This window comes from Plantibacter elymi (nom. nud.) (genome assembly GCF_900177795.1).
GTDB lineage: Bacteria > Actinomycetota > Actinomycetes > Actinomycetales > Microbacteriaceae > Plantibacter > Plantibacter elymi.
This window is the reverse complement of record NZ_FXWJ01000001.1, coordinates 236,554-260,334: the sequence shown is the minus strand read 5'-3', so window position 1 is coordinate 260,334 and position 23,781 is coordinate 236,554. Positions and strand designations below refer to the sequence as shown.

At 68.6% G+C, this 23,781-nt stretch carries 22 protein-coding genes; 6 read left to right on the top strand and 16 right to left on the bottom strand.

The genetic code is table 11. The features are described 5' to 3' along the window. Positions 1-34 precede the first annotated feature (34 nt). From CCK91_RS01265 to CCK91_RS01255, 3 genes are all read right to left on the bottom strand, one after another. Positions 35-1,369, bottom strand: coding sequence for an ABC transporter substrate-binding protein (locus CCK91_RS01265; RefSeq protein ID WP_086472513.1), 1,335 nt, complete (start codon positions 1,367-1,369; stop codon positions 35-37). 95 nt (positions 1,370-1,464) lie between these two features. Next, positions 1,465-2,403 carry a carbohydrate ABC transporter permease gene (locus tag CCK91_RS01260; RefSeq protein ID WP_083397394.1) on the bottom strand — a complete coding sequence of 313 codons (939 nt, stop codon included), beginning with the start codon at positions 2,401-2,403 and terminating at the stop codon, positions 1,465-1,467. After that, the gene (locus CCK91_RS01255) at positions 2,400-3,248 is read right to left on the bottom strand and encodes a carbohydrate ABC transporter permease (RefSeq protein ID WP_086473111.1); all 849 of its coding nucleotides are present in this window, start codon (positions 3,246-3,248) and stop codon (positions 2,400-2,402) included. Before CCK91_RS01255 ends, CCK91_RS01260 begins: the two co-directional genes overlap by 4 nt. A 272-nt stretch (positions 3,249-3,520) precedes the next feature. Between CCK91_RS01255 and CCK91_RS01250 the strand changes: the two genes are divergently transcribed. The 4 genes from CCK91_RS01250 (at position 3,521) to CCK91_RS01235 (ending at position 5,579) form a co-directional block, all read left to right on the top strand. Then, positions 3,521-4,060: a hypothetical protein gene (locus tag CCK91_RS01250; protein ID WP_086472512.1), complete on the top strand. Its 540-nt coding sequence runs from the start codon at positions 3,521-3,523 to the stop codon at positions 4,058-4,060. Positions 4,061-4,163: 103 nt separating this feature from the next. Next, positions 4,164-4,595: a hypothetical protein gene (locus tag CCK91_RS01245; protein ID WP_086472511.1), complete on the top strand. Its 432-nt coding sequence runs from the start codon at positions 4,164-4,166 to the stop codon at positions 4,593-4,595. Positions 4,596-4,682: 87 nt separating this feature from the next. Next, complete coding sequence (locus CCK91_RS01240; protein ID WP_165766954.1) at positions 4,683-5,084, top strand: peptidoglycan-binding domain-containing protein; 402 nt, start codon at positions 4,683-4,685, stop codon at positions 5,082-5,084. Positions 5,085-5,165: 81 nt separating this feature from the next. Further along, the gene (locus tag CCK91_RS01235) at positions 5,166-5,579 is read left to right on the top strand and encodes a peptidoglycan-binding domain-containing protein (RefSeq protein WP_119863533.1); all 414 of its coding nucleotides are present in this window, start codon (positions 5,166-5,168) and stop codon (positions 5,577-5,579) included. Between the two features lie 85 nt (positions 5,580-5,664). Here CCK91_RS01235 and CCK91_RS01230 read toward each other — a convergent pair whose 3' ends face one another. From CCK91_RS01230 to CCK91_RS01210, 5 genes are all read right to left on the bottom strand, one after another. Beyond that, on the bottom strand, positions 5,665-7,767 hold the full coding sequence (locus CCK91_RS01230; RefSeq protein ID WP_369821865.1) for an alpha-galactosidase: 2,103 nt from the start codon (positions 7,765-7,767) through the stop codon (positions 5,665-5,667). 7 nt (positions 7,768-7,774) lie between these two features. Continuing rightward, complete coding sequence (locus CCK91_RS01225; RefSeq protein ID WP_086472507.1) at positions 7,775-9,097, bottom strand: ABC transporter substrate-binding protein; 1,323 nt, start codon at positions 9,095-9,097, stop codon at positions 7,775-7,777. A gap of 78 nt (positions 9,098-9,175) precedes the next feature. Then, positions 9,176-10,045, bottom strand: coding sequence for a carbohydrate ABC transporter permease (locus CCK91_RS01220; RefSeq protein ID WP_079704354.1), 870 nt, complete (start codon positions 10,043-10,045; stop codon positions 9,176-9,178). Next, a complete protein-coding gene (locus CCK91_RS01215; RefSeq protein WP_079704353.1) occupies positions 10,042-10,986 on the bottom strand; it encodes a carbohydrate ABC transporter permease in 945 nt (314 codons plus the stop codon). The genes CCK91_RS01220 and CCK91_RS01215 overlap by 4 nt, the downstream gene beginning before the upstream one ends. Continuing rightward, positions 10,983-12,992 (bottom strand): beta-galactosidase, encoded by a 2,010-nt coding sequence (locus tag CCK91_RS01210; RefSeq protein WP_086472506.1) that lies wholly within the window; start codon positions 12,990-12,992, stop codon positions 10,983-10,985. The genes CCK91_RS01215 and CCK91_RS01210 overlap by 4 nt, the downstream gene beginning before the upstream one ends. Before the next feature lie 151 nt (positions 12,993-13,143). On the opposite strand from CCK91_RS01210, the gene CCK91_RS01205 reads away from it, so the two are divergent. Further along, on the top strand, positions 13,144-14,166 hold the full coding sequence (locus CCK91_RS01205) for a LacI family DNA-binding transcriptional regulator (RefSeq protein ID WP_086472505.1): 1,023 nt from the start codon (positions 13,144-13,146) through the stop codon (positions 14,164-14,166). 78 nt (positions 14,167-14,244) lie between these two features. On the opposite strand, the gene CCK91_RS01200 is transcribed toward CCK91_RS01205, so the two are convergent. The 8 genes from CCK91_RS01200 to CCK91_RS01165 all read right to left on the bottom strand — a co-directional run bounded on the left by CCK91_RS01200 (position 14,245) and on the right by CCK91_RS01165 (position 22,617). Next, positions 14,245-14,544, bottom strand: coding sequence for a hypothetical protein (locus CCK91_RS01200; RefSeq protein WP_133059905.1), 300 nt, complete (start codon positions 14,542-14,544; stop codon positions 14,245-14,247). 86 nt (positions 14,545-14,630) lie between these two features. After that, positions 14,631-15,536 carry an EamA family transporter RarD gene (rarD, locus tag CCK91_RS01195; RefSeq protein ID WP_086472503.1) on the bottom strand — a complete coding sequence of 302 codons (906 nt, stop codon included), beginning with the start codon at positions 15,534-15,536 and terminating at the stop codon, positions 14,631-14,633. A 30-nt stretch (positions 15,537-15,566) separates the two neighbouring features. Next, positions 15,567-16,079 carry a hypothetical protein gene (locus CCK91_RS01190; RefSeq protein ID WP_086472502.1) on the bottom strand — a complete coding sequence of 171 codons (513 nt, stop codon included), beginning with the start codon at positions 16,077-16,079 and terminating at the stop codon, positions 15,567-15,569. A 40-nt stretch (positions 16,080-16,119) separates the two neighbouring features. Continuing rightward, on the bottom strand, positions 16,120-17,208 hold the full coding sequence (locus CCK91_RS01185) for a hypothetical protein (RefSeq protein ID WP_086472501.1): 1,089 nt from the start codon (positions 17,206-17,208) through the stop codon (positions 16,120-16,122). A 163-nt stretch (positions 17,209-17,371) separates the two neighbouring features. After that, positions 17,372-18,613: a D-mannonate dehydratase ManD gene (gene manD / locus CCK91_RS01180; protein WP_086472500.1), complete on the bottom strand. Its 1,242-nt coding sequence runs from the start codon at positions 18,611-18,613 to the stop codon at positions 17,372-17,374. Between the two features lie 30 nt (positions 18,614-18,643). Then, a complete protein-coding gene (locus tag CCK91_RS01175; protein WP_086472499.1) occupies positions 18,644-20,035 on the bottom strand; it encodes an MFS transporter in 1,392 nt (463 codons plus the stop codon). Positions 20,036-20,098: 63 nt separating this feature from the next. After that, complete coding sequence (locus CCK91_RS01170; RefSeq protein ID WP_086472498.1) at positions 20,099-21,103, bottom strand: L-idonate 5-dehydrogenase; 1,005 nt, start codon at positions 21,101-21,103, stop codon at positions 20,099-20,101. Then, entirely contained in the window at positions 21,100-22,617 is a 1,518-nt protein-coding gene (locus CCK91_RS01165; RefSeq protein ID WP_086472497.1) for a mannitol dehydrogenase family protein, read from the bottom strand. The genes CCK91_RS01170 and CCK91_RS01165 overlap by 4 nt, the downstream gene beginning before the upstream one ends. A gap of 154 nt (positions 22,618-22,771) precedes the next feature. Between CCK91_RS01165 and CCK91_RS01160 the strand changes: the two genes are divergently transcribed. Continuing rightward, positions 22,772-23,737, top strand: a complete 966-nt coding sequence (locus tag CCK91_RS01160) for a LacI family DNA-binding transcriptional regulator (protein ID WP_086472496.1) — start codon at positions 22,772-22,774, stop codon at positions 23,735-23,737. Positions 23,738-23,781 lie beyond the last annotated feature (44 nt).

Sequence of the window (23,781 nt, the reverse complement as noted above, 5' to 3'; positions counted from 1 at the left end):
TCCCGGTGCCGGTCACGATCGTCCGATCCGCGGCTCAGCCGACGAGCTTTTGCGCGGCTGCCCCGGCGGCCTTCATGGCTTCGGCAGGCTGCTCCTGGCCGACGAGGACCGCCTGCACCTTCTCCGCGATCTTCGTCTCGATCTGCGAGTACTGGACGAACTTCCAGAACGGGTTCGTCGAGCTCGTCTTGGTGATGCGGTCGCTGAAGTTCGTGGCGAACGAGTCGTTCTTCACGGCGTCGGAGTTGAGCGCATCCTCGGTCGCCGGCGGCAGACCACGGGCGGCGAAGTCCTCGAGCACGGTCTCCGGGTCGGACGTCACCCACTGGGCGAAGTCCGCTGCGGTGCCGGCGGCCGGACCGTCGACCACGGCGAGCGCCCCGCCCCACACGAGCGCACGCGGCGTGTCACCCTGCTTGAGGACCGGCCGGGAGACCGGCTGCAGCTTGCTCGCGAAGTCGGGGTCGGGTGATTCGCCGGTCACGGCGCTCCGTCCGACGATCGCGTCGTCGTAGATCGCGGTGCGTCCCTGCGCGAACAGTGAGCGTGCGTCGAAGCGGTCGACGTCGGCGGCGATGAGTCCCTGGTCGTACAGGCTCTTGTACCAGGTGACCGCCTCGATGCTGGCGTCGTCGCCGATCGTCACGGTGTCCCCGTCGACCAGGGGGCTGCCGAAGGTCTGCATCCAGATGAGGATGTCCTTCAGCTGCGCCGCCTTCGTCGACGCGGCGTAGGGGATCATGCCATTGCCGAGGCCCTTGAGCTGCTTGAGTGAGCCCTCGAACTCGTCGATCGTCGTGGGGAACTCCCCGATGCCGGCCTGCTCGAGGATCGCCTGGTTGGTGACGAGGCCGATCGCGCCGATCGTCCACGGAAGGCCGTACTGCACGCCGTCGAACGTCGCGGCCGTGAGTCCGGCCTTCGTGTATCCGCGTCCCTCGGTCAGCCCGGAGACGTCCTGCAGCTTGCCGAGGCTCGCGAGGGAACCGAGCCACGCGACATCGACGTGTGCGACTCCGGAGAACTGCCCGCCGCGCACCTGCAGCATGAGCTGGTTGATGTACTCGTTGTAGGGGAAGGACACCTCACCGACGTCGATCTTGGCCTTGCCCTCGTACTTCTGCAGGAGGCTCTGGATGGCGGGTGCCGAAGCCTTCTCGGTGAGCGACCAGCTCGCGAAGTCGAAGTCGGTCGCGGTGCCGCCGGCGGTCGCCTTCGGGATGGATCCCGCCCCGGGTGCGGCACCGGTGGGCGCACATCCGGCGAGGGTGGCTGCGGCGACGCCGATGCCGAGGAACTGCAGGGCACGGCGGCGGGTGATGACGGTCTGCTGTGCGGCGGTGGCGAAGGACGGGGTGGTGTGGGACATGGCTCCTCCTCGAGCGTGATCCTGGTGGGACGGGTCTGGGTTGGTGGAACGGATTGTGGGGAGGCCCGGCGGCGGGCCGGTTCGGGGTGCTGCGCTCAGCCCTTCACGGCACCGGCGGTCAGTCCGCCGACAAGGTGACGCTGCAGGGCCATGAACGCGATCGCCACGGGCAGGGAGACCACGAGCGACGCCGCCATGAGCTCGGGCCAGGCCGTGGCGGCCTCGCCGACGAAGGTGTTCACGAGGCCGGGCGGGAGTGTCTGCTTGTCGGGTCCCGCGAGCGTGAGCGCGAAGATGAAGTCGTTCCACCCGCGGACGAAGGCGAACAGGCCCGCGGCGACCAGGCCGGGTGCGGACAGCGGCAGCACGATGGAGTGGATGATCCGCAGTCGGGACGCCCCGTCGACGCGAGCCGCCTCGATGAGTTCGTCCGGGATCGTGTCGAAGAACCCCTTCAGCATCCAGACGCACAGCGGCAGGGTGAACGTCGTGAACGAGAGCACCAGCGCCGCATAGGTGTTCAGGAGTCCGTAGGCGCTGAACACCGAGTACAGGGTGATCAGCAGCAACGCCTGCGGGAACATCTGCGAGGCGAGCACGAAGTACATGAGCGATCGACGTCCGCGGTAGCGGAACTTCGAGAACGAGTAGCCCATGTAGGCCGAGACGATCACGGACAGCAGGGCGGTGATGACCGACACGATGATGCTGTTCCGCAGGTAACCGAACAGGTCCGGGTTCGACGCGAGAGCGGTGTAGGCCTCGAAGCTGATCTCCGTGGGGAAGAGCTTCGGTGGGTAGGAGAAGACCTGGGCTCGCGGGGTCAGCGACGTGGCCAGCAACCAGTACACCGGCAGCAGCCCGAAGCCGCCGCAGACGATCACCGCGACCCAAGCGCTGATCCGGACCGCCCGGCTCTCCGAGCGGAAGAGCGACGGTCGGCGTCGCAGCGTGCCGAGCTCGGTCGCGACGAACGGCGGTTGCGGGTCCGGCGTGGTGTCCTGCGGTGCTGGCGGGGCGGTGGAGACGCTCATTTCTGCTCGCCTTTCTCCGAGAATCGGACGTAGACGACGACGAGCGCCATCAGGAGGATGAGCCAGAGCAGCCCGAGGGCGCCCGCGTGGCCGAGGTCGAAGCCGCGGAAGGCGGTCTCGTAGACGGCGGTGGCGAAGGTCTGGGTGCTCCCAGCCGGACCGCCGCCCGTCAGGACGTAGATGATGTCGAAGTGCTGGAAGTTCCAGATGAACTCGAGCAGCAGGACGAGGCCGATGATGCCTTTCAGCTGCGGGACCGTGATCGAGAAGAAGCGTCGGATGGTCCCGGCGCCGTCCATCTCGGCCGCCTCGTGGAGTTCCTGTGGCACGGTCTGCAGGCCGGCGAGCAGCATGACCATGATCCAGGGGAAGGACTGCCAGGTCTTCGCGACGATCACCGCGAACATGGCCGTCTGGGGTTGTGCCAGCCACGCCTGCGCGTCGACCCCGAACAGGCCGAGGACGGCGTTCGCCACTCCGTAGTTCGCGTTGAAGATCCACATCCAGAGGAACGACACGACGACACCCGGAACGAGCCAGGGGATCAGCATGAGTCCACGCAGCACCTTGGCACCGCGGATGCGGGTGTTGAGTGCGAGGGCCAGTGCGAAACCGATGATGAAGGGGGCGATGGTCGTCCCGAGGGTGAAGACCATGGTCTGCCCGAGCAGCTTGAAGAAGTCGCCTTGGAGAACGTCGATGATGTTCTGGAAGCCGACGAACTCGCGGCCGGGCACGACCAGGCTCTGCTTGAAGAACGCCGTGACGAGCGCGGTCAGCAGCGGATAGGCGACGACCGCGACGAGCAGCGCGAGTCCGGGGAGGACGAGGACGAATGCGAACATCCCGTCCGGCATCCGTTTTGGTCTGTTTGAATTTGTTTCCAACTGTGAAGTCGTCATACTCACATCCTTGTGAGGAGCCCTCCGCTGAGTGCGGGGCTTCCTGGGGCGGCGGCGCTCATATCAGCGGCCAAGTGTTGATTAGCATGCCCGGTGTTCGCGTGACAGGTCAACGCACGCTGGTCACGGTTCCATAACGGACTGTTCATCATTGAGTGAAACTGTTATTTGTGGCCGTCCATCCGCTGTCACAGTGGGCATGGGAGAGTGGATGGGTGAACTATGACCTCAGCGCCCCTGCTCGCCGCGACATCAAGGGCCTCACGGCCGCCATCGAGTCGGCCGAGGACGCTGCTTCACTGCAAGCGCGTCTGAGCGTGCCCCGCTACGGCGTGTTCGACCTCGTCGGCCGGGCTCGCCGCTCGCCGATCATCGGCGGACTCCTCCTGGCCGGCACGGCGCTCGATCAGAACGGCAAGCCGACGAAGCCCCTCCAGGTGCTCGAGACGATCCCTGAGCTGGACCCCGTCGACCCCGACCCCGGTGCCGTCACAGCTCAGCTCGCCGAGCTCGCACACGGCGACCTCGTCACGGTGCGGTTCTCCGACGGCGCCTACGGCGACTTCGGCGTGACCGGTATCGCCGTCTGGTCGGTCCCCGGCACCACCTTCCTCGTGGGCGGCTGGCTCATCGGTTCAGCGGGAGCCCCGGCGCCCCGGGTCACCGAGCTCGTCCGCCTCGCACCCGTCGGCGACCACCCCTGGCCCGTCCCGGCCCAGATCACCGTCGTCGGCGAGGACATCGGCATCGACTGACCGTCCTTCGTTCGCCCGAACGTGGGCGAACGAGCACACATTCGCCCGAAGATGGGCGAACGAACAGACACCGGAGGCGCTGGGGGGCGAACCGATGAGCAGGATGGTCCGCGAAGTCGTCTCGGCCGGGATGATGTGCCTCCCGTTGACAGCTGGGATCGTCGCTGCCTGGACCGTCCTCCCGACCGCACCCCCGACGCTCGACGTCCACGTCGACCGGAACGGAGTGGTCGACGGTACCGCGCCGACCTGGCTCATGATCGCGGTCCCGCTCGCGCTGTCCGTGGTCGCCGCGGTGCTCGGCATCGCCGGGCTCCGCGAGTCGTGGCAGGCGAACCGTCGGGTGCAGCGAGCACTCGCCGGAGGAGCAGCCGTGCTGGGTCTCGTCGTCTGGATGTGGTCGGTGGAGTTCACCCGATTGGCCGGCACGGGAGCCGACCTGGTCGCGCTGCCGGTCGTCCTCTCGGTGTTCGGCGCGATGTTCTGGGGCGTCCTCTGCTTGGTCATCACCCCTCCCGATCTCCTCGTGGACTGAACCTGACATGGGCACCACTGCCCATTCAGGGTTCGAGACGCTCGACCTACGCTCGTGATGTCCGAGCAGTCGAACGAGAGGAACATCATGACCACACGAACGATGCGCAACAGGATCACCATCGCGGGGGCCGTCCTCGGTCTCGCCATCGCCGGCTCCGTCGGCGGGGTCGCCACCGCCGCCCCAGCCGAAGCCGCAGGTCAGTGCGTCGACTACCAGTACTCCATCGGCGGCGACGGCGGGTGCGTCGCCAACATCCAGACGCTCCTCAACGCCTTCAAGACCGGAGGTCCCCAGCTGGAGGTCGACGGCCAGTTCGGCGAGCAGACGCGAACGGCCGTCATGGCGCTCCAGAGCACCTTCGGCGTGGAGCCCGACGGGGTCGTCGGCCCCGACACCTGGGCCCAGATGTGCACCCCGCACATGGGCCCCGGGCCGATCACGTGGTACCCCTACGATGCTGCTCGTGCCTCCGGCTGCAACATCTGATGGGCACCACTCCCCATTCACCGCTCGAGACGCTCGACCTACGCTCGTGATGTCCGAGCAGTCGACCGAGAGGAACATGACATGACCACACGAACGATGCGCAACAGGATCACCATCGCGGGGGCCGCCCTCGGTCTCGCCATCGCCGGCTCCGTCGGCGGGGTCGCCACGGCTGCACCGGCCCAAGCGGCGGGCCAGTGCGTCGACTACCAGTACTCCGCCGGCGGCGACGGTAGTTGCGTCGCCAACATCCAGACCCTGCTCAACGCCTTCGGACCGAGGATCCCCGGTGGTGTGACCAACCTGGAGGTCGACGGCCAGTTCGGCGACCAGACCCGAGCAGCCGTCGTCGCCTTCCAGACGTACTGGGGCATGCAGGTCGACGGCGTCGTGGGCGCCGAGACCTGGAACATCCTCTGCGGGCCGCAGATGGGCCCCGGGCCGATCTCGTGGTACCCGTACGACGCGGCGCGCGCCTCAGGCTGCAACATCTGACCGGACCCGCACGACGACACTCCCTCGCCCGTGTTCGGGCGAGGGAGTTCTCGTTCGCCCGGGAACGGGCGAACGAACGCGGCGGCTACTCCGCGTCGAGGGTGAAGAGCTGCGCCTGCTCGGGAGCGAGGAGCGGCATCGCGATCCCGACCTCGGCCAGCGCGCGGCCGGTGAGCACGACCGAGCCCTCGGTCAGCCACACCGGCGGCACGTCCTGGATCGACCGGGCGGGCGCGCCGAGGTCGAGTGGGCGGACCCGATAGCGACGCTCGGGATCGAGGCCGGGCACCCGGAGCGGCGCGGGGATCGCCGTCAGCGGCGCGGCGAGCGCCACCTGCGCGACGATCGCGGACGAGCGGTCCTGGGCGATCACCCCGTGCGCGTGCAGTGCCGGGTCGGCGCTGTCCATGCGGACGACCTCGCCCGTGTGCAGCAGCGGGCGGAGGCGCTTGTAGTGCGCGATCCATGCCGCGATCAACTCGAGTTCCGACTCGCTCGCCTCGTTGAGGTTCCACTCGATGCCAGCGCTCCCGAAGAGCGCCGTGGCGAGGCGGAACGACAGGTCCGAGGCGCGCCAGGTGGTGTGCGAGCGGGCCGCACCGAGGTGACCGCCGAGATACTCCGGTGGAACGACGAGCCCTGTGTAGCGCTGGATCGACTGCCGCTCCAGCGGGTCGTTCGTGTCGCTCGTCCACACCCGTTCGACCCGTTCGAGGATGCCGAGGTCGATCCTCGCGCCACCTGACGCGCACGACTCGATGTCGACACCGGGATGCAGGGCACGCACCTCGTCGAGCAGTCGGTAGAGCGCCGTCGTCTGCCGGTGCGCCGAGCCGCCGAGGAGGTCGCGGTTGTGGTCCCACTTGAGGAACGCGATGTCGTACTCGGTCAGCAACGCGTCGAGTCGGCCGAGGAGGTAGGCGAAGGCGTCCGGGTTGTCCAGGTCGAGCACACGTTGGAAGCGCCAGCTCGGAGCGTCCGGATGCCCGAGGACCCAATCGGGATGCGTGCGCGCGAGCTCTGAGTCGGGGTTCACCATCTCCGGCTCGACCCACAGTCCGAAGTCCATGCCGGCACCGGTCACCGCCTCGATGAGTGGCGACAGCCCGCCTGCCCAGCGTTCCGGGTCGACGAACCAGTCGCCCAGTGCACGGCGGTCGTCCGTGCGACCGGTGAACCAGCCGTCGTCCAGGACGAACCGCTCGACACCGACGCGCTTCGCCTGCTCCACGAGGGTGAGCAGTGTCGGCAGATCGTGGTCGAAGTACACGGCCTCCCAGGTGTTCAGCACCACCGGGCGGGGCTTCGTGATCGTGCTCCACGACCGGATCCAGGGGTGCAGTCGCGCGGAGACGCCGTCGAGACCAGCGTCGGAGTAGACGGCGACCGTCCACGGCGACTCGTAGGTCTCCCCCGGCTCCAGCGTGACCTCGCCGGGCGCGAGGAGTTCACCGGAGCCGGTGACCACGGGACCGAGTGGCGAGCGCTCGCTCCAGACCACCTTGTCGCCGCTCCACGCGAGGTGCGTCGCCCACACCTCGCCGGTGCGGAAGTCGAAGCCGGGCGCGCCCGTGACGGACAGGAACGCGTCGTCGTGACCGGGTCGTCCGTGACGGTGCTCGCGCGTCCAGGCACCCTGCCCGAGGCGGTGGCGCTGCGGCGTGCGCTCGTGCGTCCAGAGACCGGTGAAGTCGAGGAGTTCGGTGGCGCGGTCGGGAACCGGGAGCACGACGGCGAGGGCGTCGACGGCGAGCGGGCGGTCGACCTCGGCGTCGTTCCGCACCGTGTGCCGGACGCGGAGCACGCCCTGGGGGGTCAACTCGATCGTCGAGACGACCGTCACCAAGGCGCGCTCGTCGGACGTCGTCAGGATCAGCGAGGTGTCGGTGGTCTGCTGGTCGATCAGCCGCAGCGCGAGCAGGTTCGAGGCATCGGTTCCGCCCGGCCGGTGCACGCCGATACCCGGGCGGCCGCTCCAACCGTCGAACACGGTGGGCAGCAGGCTGAGGCGCGGCGGGGCGTCGATGGACGAGGGCGGGATCGCCGGCATCAGCCCGTCGGCGAGGGCGGTGAGGGAGTCGGCGGCGAGTTCGCCGACATCGGCTCCCCAGTGGAGGATGGTGGGCACCTTCGTGCCGCGGGCGTCGACGATCAGGCTGACGCCCGCGGCACGAAGGTGGTGGATCACTGTTCTGTTACTCCTTGACGGGGATGGACTGCGCCTTGAGGGCGTCGATCGTCGCGGACTGGCCCTTGGTGAGGGCATCGAGCAGGGTTCCGTCGCCGGAGACCGCAGCCTTGAAGCCATCGGACACGTCGTTGTACGTCTGCGTCATCGTCGGGCCCCAGGCGAAGTCCTCAGACACCTCGGAGGAAGCCTCCGCGAAGACATCGTAGATCGGCTGGCCGCCGTAGAAGTCGACGCCTTCCTTGAGGACGGGCAGGTTCAGGCCCTCCTTCGTCGCCGGGTAGATGTTGGCGCTCTTGTTGAGCATGGTGAGTGCCTCATCGGAGGTGTTCAGCCACAGCGCGAACTTCGACGCCTCATAGGGGTGCTTGGAACCGGTGAAGACGGCGGTCGAGGAGCCGCCCCAGTTGCCTGCCGCGGAGTCGCCGGCCTCCCACTGCGGAGCCTTCGCGACGGCCCACTTGCCGGCGGTGTCGGGAGCACCCGAGGCGATGGAGTTCGCGCCCCAGACGGCGGAGTTCCAGGTCCAGGCGGCGCTGGTGTTGTAGGCGTTGTCCCACTCGGTCGTCCAGGTGGGGACGGTCGAGACGAGGTCCTCGTCGATCAGGTCCTGCCAGTAGTCGGCGACCTTCTTGGAGGCGGGGTCGGTCAGGTCGACGGTCCAGTCGGAGCCGTCGTTGTTGAACCAGCTGCCGCCGGCCTGCCAGACGAAGCCGGCGAACTGGTTGATGTCGCCCTGCGAGAAGTTCGTGATGTACGCACCAGTGGCGCGGACCTGCTTGGCGGCCTCCTTGTACTCGGCCCACGTCGTCGGGATGGCGATCCCGTTCTGCTCGAACAGGTCGGCGCGGTAGAACATGGCCATCGGGCCGGAGTCCTGCGGGACGGCGTAGACCGAGTCGGATTCACCGAGCGAGACCTGACCCCAGGTCCAGTCGACGAAGTCGTCCTTGGCGGCCATGACGTCGTCGCACGCGCCGAGGTCCATGAGGCCGTTCTGCACGCGGAAGTTCGGCAGGGCGTCGTACTCGATCTGGCCGAGGTCGGGTGCGTTGCCGGCCTTCAGCTGGTTGAAGAAGTTCTGGTACGTACCGCTGTTGCCGTTCGGGCCGGTCTGGACCTTGACCTGGATGTCGGGGTTCTCCTTGTTCCAGACGTCGACGACCTCTTCGATGCCGGGGATCCAGGAGGTGAAGCTGAGGTCGACCTTGCCCTCGGCCGGGGCGCAGGAGGCAGCAGCACTGCCGCCCTCCGACCCGGTGGAGGAGCAGCCGCTCAGGACGACGGCCGACAGCACCGCTGCGGCGACCGCTGTTCTCTTGAGGTTCATAGCGAATCCGTTCTTCTGTGAATGGTGCGGGATGGGTGTTGGTGCGGGATGGAGAGGAAGGTCTGCTCGTCGGTCCGACTACTTCACGGCGCCGGCACCGAGGCCGGAGCGCCAGAACCGCTGGAGCAGGAGGAAGGTGATGACGAGCGGGATGATCGACAGGAACGCGCCGACGAGGACGTAGAGGCGCAGCTCGGGGATCTGGTTGACCTGCGAGTTCCAGGAGTAGAGCCCGAGGGTGACCGGGAACAGGGCTTCGTCGCGCAGCATGATGAGCGGCAAGAAGAAGTTGTTCCAGATGGCGACGAACTGGAAGAGGAACACGGTGACGAGCGCCGGGAACATGAGTCGCACGGAGATGGTGAAGAAGGTCCGGATCTCACCGGCACCGTCGAGACGCGAGGCCTCGAGGAGTTCCTCGGGCACGCTCGACGCCGCGAAGATCCGTGTCAGGTAGACACCGAAGGGGCTCACCAGCGAGGGGAGGAAGACCGCCCAGAACGTGTTCGTGAGGCCCACCTGGCTGAAGATGAGGAACAGCGGGAGCGCGAGCGCGGTCGCGGGGACGAGCACACCGCCGAGGACGACGTTGAAGATCAGGTCGCGTCCCGGGAACCGGTACTTCGCGAGGGCGTAGCCGCACATGGCTGCGAAGAGCGTGCCGAGCAGTGCGCCGAGGCCGGCGTAGAGCACCGAGTTCAGCATCCACTTGAGGTAGACGCCGTCTCGGTAGGCGACGAGCTGGCCGATGTTCTCGAACAGGTTGAAGTCCGCGAACCAGAGCGGAGCCGAGTTGCCGAACTGCGCTGACGACTTCGTCGAGGCGATGAACAGCCACCAGATGGGGATGAGGAAGTAGAGCGTGAAGACGAGCATCACGATGAGCGCGCCGGCGCGCGACAGGCGGCTCTCCTGCGGGCCGCGGCCGGTGGACAGGATGGCGGTCATTTGCCTTCCTTTCGCTGCGTGAACTTCAGGAACCCGAAGGAGAGGACGAAGGTCGCCAACGCGAGCACGACCGAGAAGGCGGCTGCGAGGTTCACGTTCGGGATGGACGAGGTGGTGTAGACGGTGAGGTTCGGGGTGAAGGTGCTGCTGACGGCCGAGCTGAAGGTGCGGAACACCTGCGGCTCGGCGAGGAGCTGCAGCGTGCCGATGATCGAGAAGATCGCCGTGAGGACGATCGCCGGCATCACCAGCGGGATCTTGATCGACCAGGCGATACGCGCCTGACCGGCGCCGTCGAGCCGGGCGGCCTCGTAGATCTCCGTCGGGATGGAGAGCAGCGAGGAGTAGATGATGAGCATGTTGTAGCCGACGAACACCCAGGTGACGACGTTCGCGATGGCCCAGAGCACGAGATCGGCCGAGAGGAAGTCCACGCTCTGCGTGACTGCGGTGAACGGCGACAGGTTCGGCGAGTAGAGGAAGCCCCACATGATGGCGGCGATCACGCCGGGCACCGCGTACGGGACGAAGAACGCGAGGCGGAAGAACCGCTTGCCCCGCAGGAGCGGTGAGTCGAGCAGCAGCGCGAAGAGGAGCGCGAGCCCGAGCATCACCGGCACCTGGACGACGCCGAACAGGAGCACCCGTCCGACGGACTGCCAGAACGGGCCGTTCTGGAAGACCTGCACGTACTGCGCCAGTCCACCGAACACCTCCCGGGCCTGACCGAAGGTGCCGTCACGCTCGATCACGAGCAGCGACTGGTAGACCGCGTACCCGATCGGCACGAGGTAGAACAGCGCGAACAGCACGGCGAACGGGACGATGAAGATGGCGATCGCCCGCTTGTGCTGCACCACCGCCTTCGGCAGCTTGGCCGCCCTCGGCGGGCGGACGGGCCGTGGCGACGTCGCCTCGGCCGTCTCGATGTTGACGCTCATCGCGTGCGGTCCTCTCTGATGACGCGCACGGCGCCGGCTGGCACGCGTGCGATGGAGTCGACGGGTTCGCCGGTGACGAGCTCGCGCCCGCTGGCCGACAGCTCGACGTCGTTCGTCGAGTGGTTGATGAGGAAGAGGTAGCTCCGTCCCTCATCGGCGCGGCGGACGACCTCGAGGCCCGGCTGGTCCGGATCACCCTGTGGCAGCGCCCCGGCCCCCGCGGCTGCGTCGCGGAGCACCTCGTCGAGCGCGACGGCGTCCAGGTTCGTCGCGAGGTACCAGGCGTCGCCGCCACCCGCGATGCGGTTGCGCGTGATGGCCGGGCGACCGGCCGACGGGCCGTCGGCGAAGGAGTCGACGACCTCGGCACCTCGGGCGCGGGTCCGCTCGGACCAGGCCGTCGCGGTCCGGCCGGACGCGAGGGTCAGCACCTGGCCGGGGAGGACGGGGGCGAACTCCTCGACGTTGACGCCGAGCAGCTCTCGGAACGCACCCGGGTACCCGCCGGGGCGGACCCGGTCCTCCTCGTCGGCGATCCCGCTGAAGAACGTGACGACGGCGTGCCCGCCGGCCGCGACGAAATCCGAGACGATCGCGGCCTCGCTGTCGCGCACCAGGTACAGATTCGGGACGACGACGAGCCGGTAGGCGGAGAGGTCGGCTCCCGGACGCACGACGTCGACGGTGTGACCCAGGCGACGTAGCGACGCGTGGACCGCGTGGACCTGCGAGAGGTGGTCGATCGCGTGGGTCGGGCGGCTCTCGCCGTCGGCCGCCCACCAGTTCTCCCAGGAGAAGAGGAGCGCGACGTCGGCCTGGACGCGCGTGCCGGTGATCTCGTCGAGTCGGTCGAGGGTGCCGCCCAGCTCGACGACCTCGCGCCACACGTCCGAGTCGGTACCCGCGTGCGGCAGGAGGGCCGAGTGGAACTTCTCCGAGCCCTGCAGCGACGCCCTCCACTGGAAGAAGCAGATCGCCTCGGCGCCCTTCGCGACGTGCGTGAGGGAGTTGCGGGTCATCTCGCCCGTTGCCTTCGCGAGGTTCTGCGGCTGCCAGTTGACCGCGCCGGTGGACTGCTCCATGAGCAACCACGCACCGCCACCCGCGAGACCGCGCGTGAGGTCGCTCGCGAACGCGAGTTCGGCCGTGGGGTCCGCGAGGCGGTTGTCGAGGTAGTGGTCGTTGGCGACGACGTCCATCTCGGGCGCCCACTGCCAGTAGTCGAGGTTCCGGATGTGCGCGGTGACCATGAAGTTGGTCGTGACGGGCACGGAGCTGTGGCGGCGGAGGACCTCGAGCTCGGCCCGGTAGTAGCCGAGGAGCTCGTCGGAGGAGAAGCGGTGGAAGTCGATGACCTGGCTCGGGTTCCGGCTCGACAGGGTCAGACGCGGCGGCAGGATCTCAGCGAAGTCGCTGTACTGCTGGCTCCAGAACGACGTGCCCCACGCGGTGTTCAGGCGCTCGATCGTCTCGTAGCGGGCGCGGAGCCAGCCCCGGAAGGCCTCGGCGCTCTCGTCGTCGTAGCAGAGCGCGTTGTGGCAGCCGAGTTCGTTCGACACGTGCCAGAGTTCGACTGCGGGGTGCTCGCCGTAGCGTTCAGCGACGCGCTCGACGAGTTCGAGGGCGTAGCGACGGAAGACCGCGGACGACGGGCACCAGGCCTGGCGACCGCCGGGGAAGCGCGTCGTCCCGTCCTCGGTCTCGGGGAGGATCTCCGGGTGCCGGAACGTCAGCCACGGTGGCGCCGATGCGGTGCCGGTCCCGAGGTTGACCCGGATGCCGGCCTCGTGGAGCAGGTCGAGGATCTCGTCGAGCCCGGCGAAGTCGAACTCCCCCGGCCGTGGCTCGAGGTGCGACCAGCCGAAGATGTTGAGGGCGACGAGGTCGACGCCCGCCTCCTGCATGAGCGCGACGTCTTCGCGCCAGACGGACCGATCCCACTGCTCGGGGTTGTAGTCGCAGCCGTAGGCGATGCCGTCGTGGCTGAACGTGGGGGTCGTGCTCATGGTGCCTTCCGCGATCTGTGAACGTGCACAGATCGAAGAGCGACAACTCCACGTTGAGAGTCTGTGAACGTACACAGAGTAGGCGTGCGTTTCTGAATCTGTCAACACGGAGCCCGCCGAAGGCCGCCCGGACCGGCGCTAGGGTGGAGCCGTGACCTCTCCGCCGACCCGACGCAAACGAGCGACGGTGCACGATGTCGCCGTCGAGGCCGGCGTCTCCCGGGGCACGGTCAGCCGGGTCGTCAACGGCGAGCGCTACGTGTCGGCTGAAGCGCGCGAGGCGATCGAGGCCGCCATCGAGAAGGTCGGCTACGTGCCGAACACGGCCGCCCGGAACCTCGTCATGCAGCGCACCCAGGCCGTCGGGTTCGTCGTCCACGAGCCGCACAGCCTGTTCGTCGACGACCCCAACATCGGCAACATCCTGCTCGGGGCGAACGAGGCACTCTCACAGGCCGACCACCAGCTCGTCTGCCTGGTCGTCGACTCCGAGCGCGACACCGACCGCATCACCCGCTACCTCTCGGGTGGGTTCGTCGACGGGGTGATCATGGTCTCCGCCCGCCAGAACGACCCGATCACGCGCGTCATCGAGCGCCTCGGCCTCCCCGCGACCTTCGTGGGCCACCCGCCCGACCTCCGTGAGCTCCCCTTCGTCGGGATCGACAACCGGTCGGCATCGGCCGACATCACCGGTGAACTGATCGGCGCCGGCCGACGGCACATCGGCATGATCGCGGCAGCCCTCGACCGGGACTCGGGCTCCGACCGACTCGCAGGGTTCCGTGACGCGCTCGGCGACCGCTTCGACGAACGACTCGTCGTGGAGGTCCCGCTCTACTCGCACCAGGACGGCTTCGCCGGCACGTCGGAACTGCTCCGCCGGGAGCCGGACATCGACGGCGTGTTCGCGGCTTCGGACGCCGTCGCTGCCGGAGCGCTCGAAGCTCTCCGTGCGGCAGGGCGGAGCGTGCCGGAGGATGTGTCGGTCGTCGGCTTCGACGACTCGGCGTGGGCGCTCCGATGCCACCCGCCCCTGACCACCGTCCACCAGCCGGCGGCGGCCGTCGGTCAGCGCGCGGCGGAAGTACTCCTCGCGCAGCTCCGGGGCGAGACGATCTCGCCTGTCGGCTCGTTCGTCCCCACGTCGATCGTGCGTCGCGGGAGCGTCTGAACCCATTCGTTCGCCCATTCTTGGGCGAACCAGCACTCCGTCGCCCGAGAATGGGCGAACGAATGCCGGTGGAGCGACTCAGAGCTGCGGTGACGGCCGTCGGATCGCGGCGCGCTTGGCCTCGTCGAAGGTGTCCACATGCAGCCATTCGGGCGGGCTTGGCGCCACGATGAGGACGTCGTAACCGGTGCCCTGTGCCTCGACGTACGCGAGACAGCATTCGGGTGAGGAGGGATCGGCGTCGTTCGAGATCCGCCATTGCCGGGCACCGATCGGGACGACGTGGTGCCGTTCGGACGAGTCTCGCGCTGGAGACACATCGTGCTGTGAGGGAAAGGACGGCTCGAGCGACACTGCTGGAGCATGCTTCGTGACCATGCCATCAGGCTAGGCGCGCTCGCGGAACGCGTCCCGAGGCTTGACTTCACAGGTTCGCGACGACGCGCCGGGCTGCAGGTGGACGATCAGCGCGGCGGGCGTCGCACGGTCTCGAGCCCCAAGAACACGAGGGCGACCACGATCGGGCCGTAGACGAACCCGTCGGCGAGGGTCAGTGATTCGCCGAGGAGGAGGACCGCCACGAGGACCAGCAGCACCGGTTCCAGATAGCTGAGCAGCCCGAAGACCCCGAACGACAGCAGACGACTCGCGACGAGGTACAGCACGAGGGCGACACCGCCGGTCACCCCGAGGAGCACGATCCCCCAGCCCAGCTGCGGGTGCGCGGCCAGGATGGCGAGTGAGGACGGTTGCAGTGCCAGCACGACCGCGACGGGGACGAGGACCGTCAGCTCGAAGCAGAACGCACCGATGGAGTCGAGCCCGGCTCGGCGCCGGATCGCGAAGTACACCGGGTAGCCGACCGCAACCGCGATGGTCGCCCAGGACAACCCACCGGCGACGACGATCGCGGCGGTGACACCGATGGCGGCTGCGACGACCGCAGCGATCCGGAGCGGTGCGAGTCGCTCGCGATGCAGGACGACGCCGACCACGACCATCGCCAATGGCATCAGCAGGTAGCCGAGCGCGAGTTCGAGCCCGTGCCCGGTCTGCGGTGCCCAACCGAAGAGCCACAGCTGCAGGGACAACAGGAGCCCGTCGAGGACGACCACGAGGACGAGGAGCGGACGACGTGCGAGACGGACCGCGATGTCGCGGACGTCCCGCCACCACCCGAACACCGCGATGAGCGTCGCCAGCACCGGCACCGTCGCGATCACGCGCCAGGCGAAGATCTCGTTCGCCCCGAACGGCTCCAGCAGCGGTGGCAGGAAGAACAGCGCCGCGAACAGGAACGACGCGACGACGGAGACGAGGACCCCGCGGGGCGTCGTCTCGCGATGCTCAGGGGGAAGGGCGGCCGTCACGGGTCCTCACCCTATCGTCGCGCGGGCAGCTCAGCTCGTCGCCGACTGGGCGGCCAGGACGAGGGCCTCGGCTTCGCGGCGTTCGTCCTCCGTCAGCTCCGAGTAGCCCGATTCCATGAACTGATCGGTCTTCGGCTTCAGCATGGAGTACCGGAACTCGATCGACGGGTGTCCGGTCGTCAGGTCCTCCGCGAACGCGGCGTAGCCGTTGCGGCGGTAGCCCCTGATGCTCGGACCATCCCGCAGGGCGATGCGGAAGCTCTGGGCTGTCCAGCTCGGTCCGATCGAGGTGACGTCGTCGATACGGACGACGCGGGAGCGGAAGGCCGTGTACGCCACCAGGTGCTCATCGAGCACGACGATCCGGTGTGCCGTCACGACGAGGGTGTTCCATGCCACGGCTGCGAGGACGACGAAGGCCACGACCAGGACCGGTACCGCTGACACCAGCTTGTCCTTCGGAATCACCAGGAAGAGGAAGAGCGGCGCCACACAGAGCATGAACACCTGGGCCTTCAGGCCGAACGCGGGAACGTACTTCATGCGTCACCTTCCGTCGCCAGGTGCATCATGTCGCCCATCCTCACCAGGTGTACGGGTCGAAGGTCCACGTGCCGTCGGTCGACAACACGACGGCACCGTCCACCCACACCTCGCAGTCCTCCGCGGTCACGATGCCGTATTCGCCCGAGGCCGAGGCGAACGCGGCGAGGAAGTCGGCACTGCCCCGACGGGTGGTGGTCACGAGGAACCCCGCCGTCGCGGAGTACTCCGAGAACTCGAACTCGGGACCACGGGTCAACAGCCAGGTGACGCCCGACATCTCGTCGCCCTCCGAATTGTCGATCGCGATGGAGCAGCCCTCGGGTTCATAGGACGTCGATGCGATGCAGGCGTCCACGTACGCGCGGACCGCAGCGGTCGCCCCCTCCTGCCCGAGCGCCGTCAGTGTCGGGTACAGGTACGCCGTCGGCCTGCCGTCCCATTCGGCCTCCACGCTGGGCACTGCGAAGTCGAAGAAGCCGGTGGTCGAGTCGGCCGCGATGTCGTACTTCCCCGGTCCGACGACGTAGACCGTCGTCTCATCCACCGTGCCAACGTGCTCGCCTCCGACGGAGAGGTCCAGCGCGCCGAACCTGACCGTGGGCACCGTGATGGTCGGCAGGCTCGCCGGTTCGATGCGCCACGCGCTGAACCACAGGAAGCCGGACGGCTGCGCGCGCAGCGTGAACGCCGTGGTCTGCCGTTTACCGCCGCGCTCGAACGCCACGTCGACCGTGGCGACCCCGTTCTCGGTCCGGGTCGCTCCGACTCGATAGGCCGTCGGGCGGTCGGTCGCGAGCGCGTACCGCTCATCGGTCAGGAGGTCGACGCTGTAGCCGAGTTCGGCGGCGGCGGCAGCGGTCCCGTCCATCGCGACCGCCCGTTCGAGGTGCCCGTCCTCCAGTTCGTCGAGGTAGGGCTGCAGCATCACCGACGGTGCCGTGGCCGCCGTCAGCGACACCGACGCGCCGACCACCCAGGCCGCGGCGACGACGACCGTGGCGGCGATGACACCGCCGAGGGCGACCGGACGCAGTCGGTGCGACGGCGGAGCGGCGGGCGCGTCGCTGCCGCCCCGGGTGAGTGGTTCAGCGGCGTCGGCCGCGCCGACGGTCGGGTCCTCGTGCACCGGGCATCCTTCGATTCCGGGTCGCAGGGAGGAGCTGCCGTCCCGGAACCTGCAGCGCCTCGCGCATCGGGACGGACGTGGCGGAGGATCGCACGCGTTCGAGGCAGCACCGCATCATCTCACCTCACAGCCGCGGAGCACCAGATGCCACCACCGCCGCCGCTCACCAGTCGTGGACGGTGCCGTCCGTCAGCCGGTTCACCGGCAGGTACGCCTTCGTGTACTCGAATGCGGCGGCCGCGTCCTCGTCGAGTTCGACGCCGAGGCCGGGCTGCTCGCCGGGGTGCAGGAAGCCGTCGTCGAAGGTGAAGGAGGTCTGGAAGACCTCGAGCGTCTGCTCGTTGTGCGGCATGTACTCCTGGATCCCGAAGTTGTGGATCGCGAGGTCGAGGTGCAGCGCCGCGGCCATCCCGATGGGCGAGATGTCGGTGGGGCCGTGGATGCCGGAACGGATCCCGTAGATCGCCGCGAAGTCGAGCAGCTTCTTCATCGCCGTGATGCCACCGGTGTGCGTCACCGCCGAGCGGACGTAGTCGATGAGACGCTCGGTGATGAGGGTCTGGTAGTCGTACACCGAGTTGAAGACCTCGCCGATCGCCAGCGGCGTGGTCGAGTGCTGGCGGACGAGTCGCAAGGCGGTCTGGTCCTCCCCCGGTGTGCAGTCCTCGAGCCAGAAGAGCTTGTACGGCTCGATGTCCTTCGCGAACCGGGCGGCCTCGATCGGCGACATGCGGTGGTGTCCGTCGTGCAGGATCCGAAGGCCCGTCCCGAAGTCCGCACGGATCCGTTCGAAGACGCCCGGCATGTGCGCGAGGTAGCCGGCCGTGTCCCAGGACTCCTCGGTCGGTGCCGTGGCTGCCGAGCCGTCCGCCGCTCGCTTCGCCGGCTCGTAGTCATAGCGGACCCCGGGTCCTGCGGCGGACACCCCATAGACCTGCCCGAGTCCCGGCACACCGGTCTGGACGCGCACCGCGGTGAACCCGAGCTCCTGGTACCCGGTGATCGCGTTGGCGAGCGCCTGGTAGTCCGTCCCCGAGGCGTGAGCGTACGCCCGGATCCCCGATCGGCTCGCCCCGCCGAGCAGCTGGTACAGCGGCACCCCGGCCTTCTTGGCCTTGATGTCCCAGAGCGCCATGTCCACCGCCGCGATGGCCGCCATCGTGACGGGGCCGCGCCGCCAGTACGGTCCGCGGTACAGGTACTGCCAGGTGTCCTCGATGCGGTCCTCGTCACGGCCGATCAGCATCGACGCGACGTGGTCGCCGAGGTACGACGCGACAGCGAGCTCACGCCCGTTGAGGGTCGCGTCGCCCCAGCCCACGACACCGTCGCTGGTGGTGATCTTCAGGGTGACGAAGTTCCGGCCGGGACTCGTGACGATGACGTCCGCGCGTTCGATGCTCATGGGGTTCCTTTCGAGGAGGTCGGGTGCCGGTCAGATGGCGTCGCGCGGGTCGGTGAGGTCCCGACCGGCGACCTCGGGCATCCAGATGGACGCGACCAGGGCACAGAGGGTGAAGACGCCGAGCATGATGATGATCGGGATGAAGGAGCCGGTGGCGGCGGACACCCAAGCGGCGGCGATGACGGGGCCGGCGCCGGTCGCGACGATCGCGGCGATCTCCCGGGCCATCGCGGTGTAGGTGTAGCGGTTCCGCGCGCCGAAGAGTTCCGGCAGGGTCAGGTTCTCGAGCGACGCGAAGCTCATCACGGCCAGGTTGTGCAGGACGACGTAGCCGACGAACACCTGGACGGTGTCCTTGCTGTGGATCATGAGCATGGTCGGGACGATGATGATGAGCGCGATGATCGCCCACACCATGTACATGCGCTTCCGTCCGTACCGGTCACCGAGCCAGCCGGAGAGCGGCACGGTGATGAAGGCGACGAGCGAGGAGACGATGACGGCGTTGACACCGATCGACCGGTCCAGCAGCAGGACGACAGTGATGTAGCTGATGAGGTACGTCTGGACGAGTCCCGAGTTGCCGGCCTGACCGAACCGCAGCAGGAGCGCGATGCTGAACGCCTTGATCGGCTTGCGGTTCATGGCCTCGAGCGTGCGGAGGTTGCCGGTCTCGGTCGCGAGGGCGATCGTCTCCTGCTTGGTGAGCGCCTTGCCGTCGACGACGTCGTCGCGCTCCTCGAAGACCGGGCTCTCCTTGAGGTTGAAGCGGACCCAGACCGCGAAGAGCATGATCACGACGCTGCCGATGAACGGGATGCGCCAGGCCCACGCGATGACCTCGTCCTCGCTGAACGCCAGGAGCAGACCGGCCCACAGCGCGGAGGCGAGCAGGGTGCCGCAGTTGGTCCCGAGCGCCACGAGCGATGCGATGATGCCGCGTCGCTTGGCCGGGGCGTACTCGGCGAGCATGACGCCGGCGCCCGAGATCTCGGCACCGGCTCCGAAGCCCTGCGCGATCCGCAGGAGGACCAGCAGGATCGGCGCGAGGATGCCGACCTGCGAGTAGGTCGGCAGGAATCCGATGAGCGTCGTCGACAGGCCCATGAGCAGGATCGTGTAGAAGAGGACCTTGGTCCGGCCGGTCTTGTCGCCGAGCCGGGCGAAGAAGAACGCGCCGACTGGACGGGCGACGTAGCCGACCCCGTACGTCGCCATCGCGGCGACGACGGCCATGGCCGGGTCCTCGTTGGAGAAGAAGAGGTCGGCGAACACGAGCGCGGCGGCCAGCGAGTAGAGCTGGTAGTCCATGAACTCGAGCGCGGTGCCGAGCCACCCGGAGATGGCGGCGCGGACGAGATCGCGGACGGATCGGTTCGCGGTGGGGTCGCCGGTGGCGACGGACGATTTGGGTTCTGACATGAGGTACTCCTTCGGACCTACGGGATGCAGCGGAAGTGGGGGTGGGAGTGGGCGGTGGGTGGCTCAGAAAGCGAGGAGCACCTTCGCCGACCGGGACGAGTCCCGAGCGACGGCGAAGGCCTCGACCGCCTCCTCGGCTGGGATCACCTGGGTCACGACGGCGTCGAGGAGATCGCCCTCGGTGAGGAACGCGATCGCGTCGTCGATCTCGGTGGAGAAGCGGAACGCGCCGCGGATGGTGAGCTCCTTGGCGAGCATGGGGGCGAGGTTGATCGGGCTGTCGGCGTCGGGGAGCATGCCGACCTGGACGATCGACCCGCCTCGTCTCGCGGCGCGGACCGCCTGGGTCAGGGCGACCGGCGCGCCGGAGCACTCGAAGACGACGTCGTAGGACTCGTCGGCGACGGCGTCTCGACCCACGAGCAGGAGCTCACCGGCTCCGACGGTCGCGGCGCGTTCCAGTGCCTGTTCACGCATGTCGCTCGCCGCGATCGTCGCTGCACCGGCCCGGCCGGCCGCGGCGATCACGAGCAGACCGATGGGGCCTGCACCGATGACGAGGACCCGCGCACCGCGCACGTCGCCTGCCAGCCCGACCGCGTGCATGGCGACCGCGAGGGGTTCGGCGAGCGCCGCCCGCTCGAGCGGGAGTCCGTCGGGCAGGACGCGCACCATCGAGTGTTCGACGATCAGGTACTCCGAGGCCCCACCCTGTCGGTGCGGGTTCGCCGCGGCGCTCCCGAGGTAGTCGCCGCCGGGCCGCAGGTGTGGGCGGTCCTCGAGCCCCGGCAGGGTCGGGCCGTATCGCGCCGGGTGCACGGTGACCCGGGTGCCGGGGGCGAGCCGACCGGAGGGGTCCACGTCGACGACGGCCGAGAGCTCGTGGCCTGGGGTGAGCGGTTCGCGGATGACGTACTCGCCGTTCGCTCCGTTGAAGTAGTAGTGCAGGTCGGAACCGCAGATACCGACGTACCGCACCCGGAGGCGGACCTCGCCGTCGCGTGGTTCCGGGGTGGGGGCGTCCTCCCAGCGGATGTCCTCCGCGCCGTGGATCGCGAGCGTCTTCATCGGTTGGCTCCTGTCGTGGTCATGGGTGCCTGCGAGGCGGCGATGCTGTCGCGGATGGCCGCGTCGACGCCGTGTCGACGGATGGTGTCGATCAGTTCGCCGACCCGCGAGATGAAGGTCGGCTGCTCGGCGAGGTCCTGCCCGAAGAGGTGCAGCTCGGCGATCACCCGCTGCGCGAGGTGCCGGCCGTCCGTCGACGTGTCCGCCAGCCGGGCGAGCTCCTCGCGGGCCGGATCGACCATGGCGCGCGCGTGCGGACCGGGGTCGAACCCCGGCATCGGGGCGATGCAGGACAGGTAGGCCGCGACCGTGAGGGCGATGAGGTGCGGAACGGATCCGGCCTCGAGCAGGCGGAGGGCGGGTTCCGGGATGCGCTGGCGGAGCTTCACCGATCCGTCGGTGCCCACCTGAGCTGTGCGGTGCCCGAGGGCGTGGTTCGCCCAGCGTTCGAAGAGCTGCCCCTCATACGTGCGGACGTCGACGCCGGACGGGAACCGCACCGACGGTTCGTACTCGTCGCGGAGGATCGCCAGTGCGGCGGATTCGACGGCGGTGTCGGCGATCGACTCCGAGATCGTGGCCACCCCCCGGAGCGCACCGAGGTAGGCGATGAGCGAATGCGTCCCGTTGAGGAGCCGCACCTTCATCTGCTCGTACGCCCCGACCTCGTCGGTGAACACGGCACCTCCGGCCTCCCAGGCGGGGCGGGCGGCGGCGAAGCGGTCCTCGATCGCCCACATCGTGAACGGTTCGGCGGAGACGGGTGCGTCGTCCCGGACGCCGAGGCGGGCGGCCACGAGCTCGCGCAGTTGCGGGGTCGTCGCCGGGACGATGCGGTCGACCATGCTGGACGGGAAGGCGACCGCGCTGTCGAGGTAGGCGAGCGCTTCCGCGCCCTCGGTGCCGCGCAGTTCGGAGAGGAACGCCCGGACGAGCGCCTCCGTGCGAGCGCCGTTCTCGCTCAGGTTGTCGCAGCTCAGGATCGTGATCGGCGCTCCACTACCCGAAGCCCGCAACTGCAGACCGCGGGCGAGCTGGCCGATGGTCGTCTGCGGGGCACCTCCCCGGAGGTCGGCTGCGATCAGCGGGTCGTTCAGGTCGAGGAGGCCGGTCGACGGCGAGGCGCTGTAGCCGTGCTCCGTCACGGTCAGCGTGACGACCCGGATGCGGTCGTCCGCGAGGGTGCCGACCACGCGCTCCGGATCCTCCGCCGCGACGAACGCGTCAGTGTGCACGGCGGGCACGGAGAACGAGGCCCCGGTGGGTGAGATCTCGGCGACCGTGTAGCGGAGATCCTGCGCCTGCATGGCGTCGACGACCGCTCGGGACCGGGACGCGACACCGACGACGCCCCATTCATCGCTGCCCGCGCTGAGCGCAGCCGCCGTGTAGACGGCCTGGTGCGCTCGGTGGAAGTTGCCGAGGCCGAGGTGCAGGATGCCGGCGGCGGACGGTGCCGGGTGCTCCGGACGCGGGCCCGAGCCGGCGCCCAGTCGCGGCGGCAGGGCCGTCATCGCCGAGCCTCGTGGCACTGCGTCGTCGGCTGGAGGAGATCCGCGTCGATCATCATGAAAGCGATTCTGAATGGTTTGTACAAAGTTTGTCAAGTAGTTTCATGGCAGCACGATGCCGCATCATGAGTACACCCGACCCCGCGAAGGATCAACCGTGACCGCCACCCTCACCGATGTCGCCCGTCACGCGGGCGTCTCCATCGCCACCGCGTCACGGGCGTTCGGCGAGCCGGATCGCCTTGCGGACGCGACGCTCGAGCGGGTCCTCACAGCGGCGGCGGACCTCGGGTACTCGAACCCGAACGGTTCGACGGCCGAGAAGACCTTCGGCGTCATCGTCCCCGACATCGCCAGCCCGGTCTACGCGACGCTCCTGAAGGGCGTCCACGCCCAGGCCTGGCAGGGACGACACCGCCCGGTGTTGTTCGACACCGATGAGGACCTGCATCGGGAGCACGAGCAGCTCGAACTGGCGCGGAAGCTGAACGGGATGCTCCTCTGCTCGCCACGCCTCCCCGACGACGAGATCCGCGCGCTCGTGGGAGACACCCCGGTCGTGGTGGTCAACCGCATCATCGACGGCCTGCCCTACGTCGTGATGGACACCGAGAGCGGGCCACGGCAGGCGGTCGAGCACCTCGCCGCACTGGGTCACCGACACATCGCCTACGCGGCCGGACCGAAGCACTCGTGGGCGGACCTCCGCCGCGGCGACGCGGTCGCGGCGGCGTGCGCGCAGCTCAACATCGAGTTCACCCGCCTGGGCCACCAGGCGGCCTCGATCCAAGGCGGCCTCGCGGCAGCGGCCACGATCGTGGCGAGCGGCGCGACGGCGGTCATCGCCTACAACGACCTCGTCGCCCTCGGCATCGACGCCGGCATCACGTCGATGGGCAAGCGCTGCCCCGAGGACCTCAGCATCATCGGCACCGACGACATCGAGATGGCGTCCATCCGCCAGCCCGGTCTCACCACCGTGCGGCTCGCGATCAACCGGTGCGGGTCGTTGGCGGTCGAGGTGCTGCTCCAGGCCATGGCCGGAGGGTCGCCCCGTTCGGTCGCGAGTCTCGACTCACAGCTCATCGTGCGCGATTCGACGGCAGCCCCGCGTCGGGACTGACGCGGCGGACGGCAGGGACGGCAGCTCCGCCGATCAGCCGACGT

Bases quoted from the DNA above. Each gene is read 5' to 3' on its own strand.
- CCK91_RS01265 (WP_086472513.1), bottom strand. From the start codon at position 1,369: ATGTCCCACACCACCCCGTCCTTCGCCACCGCCGCACAGCAGACCGTC.
- CCK91_RS01260 (WP_083397394.1), bottom strand. From the start codon at position 2,403: ATGAGCGTCTCCACCGCCCCGCCAGCACCGCAGGACACCACGCCGGAC.
- CCK91_RS01255 (WP_086473111.1), bottom strand. From the start codon at position 3,248: ATGTTCGCATTCGTCCTCGTCCTCCCCGGACTCGCGCTGCTCGTCGCG.
- CCK91_RS01245 (WP_086472511.1), top strand. From the start codon at position 4,164: ATGGTCCGCGAAGTCGTCTCGGCCGGGATGATGTGCCTCCCGTTGACA.
- CCK91_RS01240 (WP_165766954.1), top strand. From the start codon at position 4,683: ATGACCACACGAACGATGCGCAACAGGATCACCATCGCGGGGGCCGTC.
- CCK91_RS01235 (WP_119863533.1), top strand. From the start codon at position 5,166: ATGACCACACGAACGATGCGCAACAGGATCACCATCGCGGGGGCCGCC.
- CCK91_RS01225 (WP_086472507.1), bottom strand. From the start codon at position 9,097: ATGAACCTCAAGAGAACAGCGGTCGCCGCAGCGGTGCTGTCGGCCGTC.
- CCK91_RS01220 (WP_079704354.1), bottom strand. From the start codon at position 10,045: ATGACCGCCATCCTGTCCACCGGCCGCGGCCCGCAGGAGAGCCGCCTG.
- CCK91_RS01215 (WP_079704353.1), bottom strand. From the start codon at position 10,986: ATGAGCGTCAACATCGAGACGGCCGAGGCGACGTCGCCACGGCCCGTC.
- CCK91_RS01210 (WP_086472506.1), bottom strand. From the start codon at position 12,992: ATGAGCACGACCCCCACGTTCAGCCACGACGGCATCGCCTACGGCTGC.
- CCK91_RS01200 (WP_133059905.1), bottom strand. From the start codon at position 14,544: ATGGTCACGAAGCATGCTCCAGCAGTGTCGCTCGAGCCGTCCTTTCCC.
- CCK91_RS01190 (WP_086472502.1), bottom strand. From the start codon at position 16,079: ATGAAGTACGTTCCCGCGTTCGGCCTGAAGGCCCAGGTGTTCATGCTC.
- manD (WP_086472500.1), bottom strand. From the start codon at position 18,613: ATGAGCATCGAACGCGCGGACGTCATCGTCACGAGTCCCGGCCGGAAC.
- CCK91_RS01175 (WP_086472499.1), bottom strand. From the start codon at position 20,035: ATGTCAGAACCCAAATCGTCCGTCGCCACCGGCGACCCCACCGCGAAC.
- CCK91_RS01170 (WP_086472498.1), bottom strand. From the start codon at position 21,103: ATGAAGACGCTCGCGATCCACGGCGCGGAGGACATCCGCTGGGAGGAC.
- CCK91_RS01165 (WP_086472497.1), bottom strand. From the start codon at position 22,617: ATGACGGCCCTGCCGCCGCGACTGGGCGCCGGCTCGGGCCCGCGTCCG.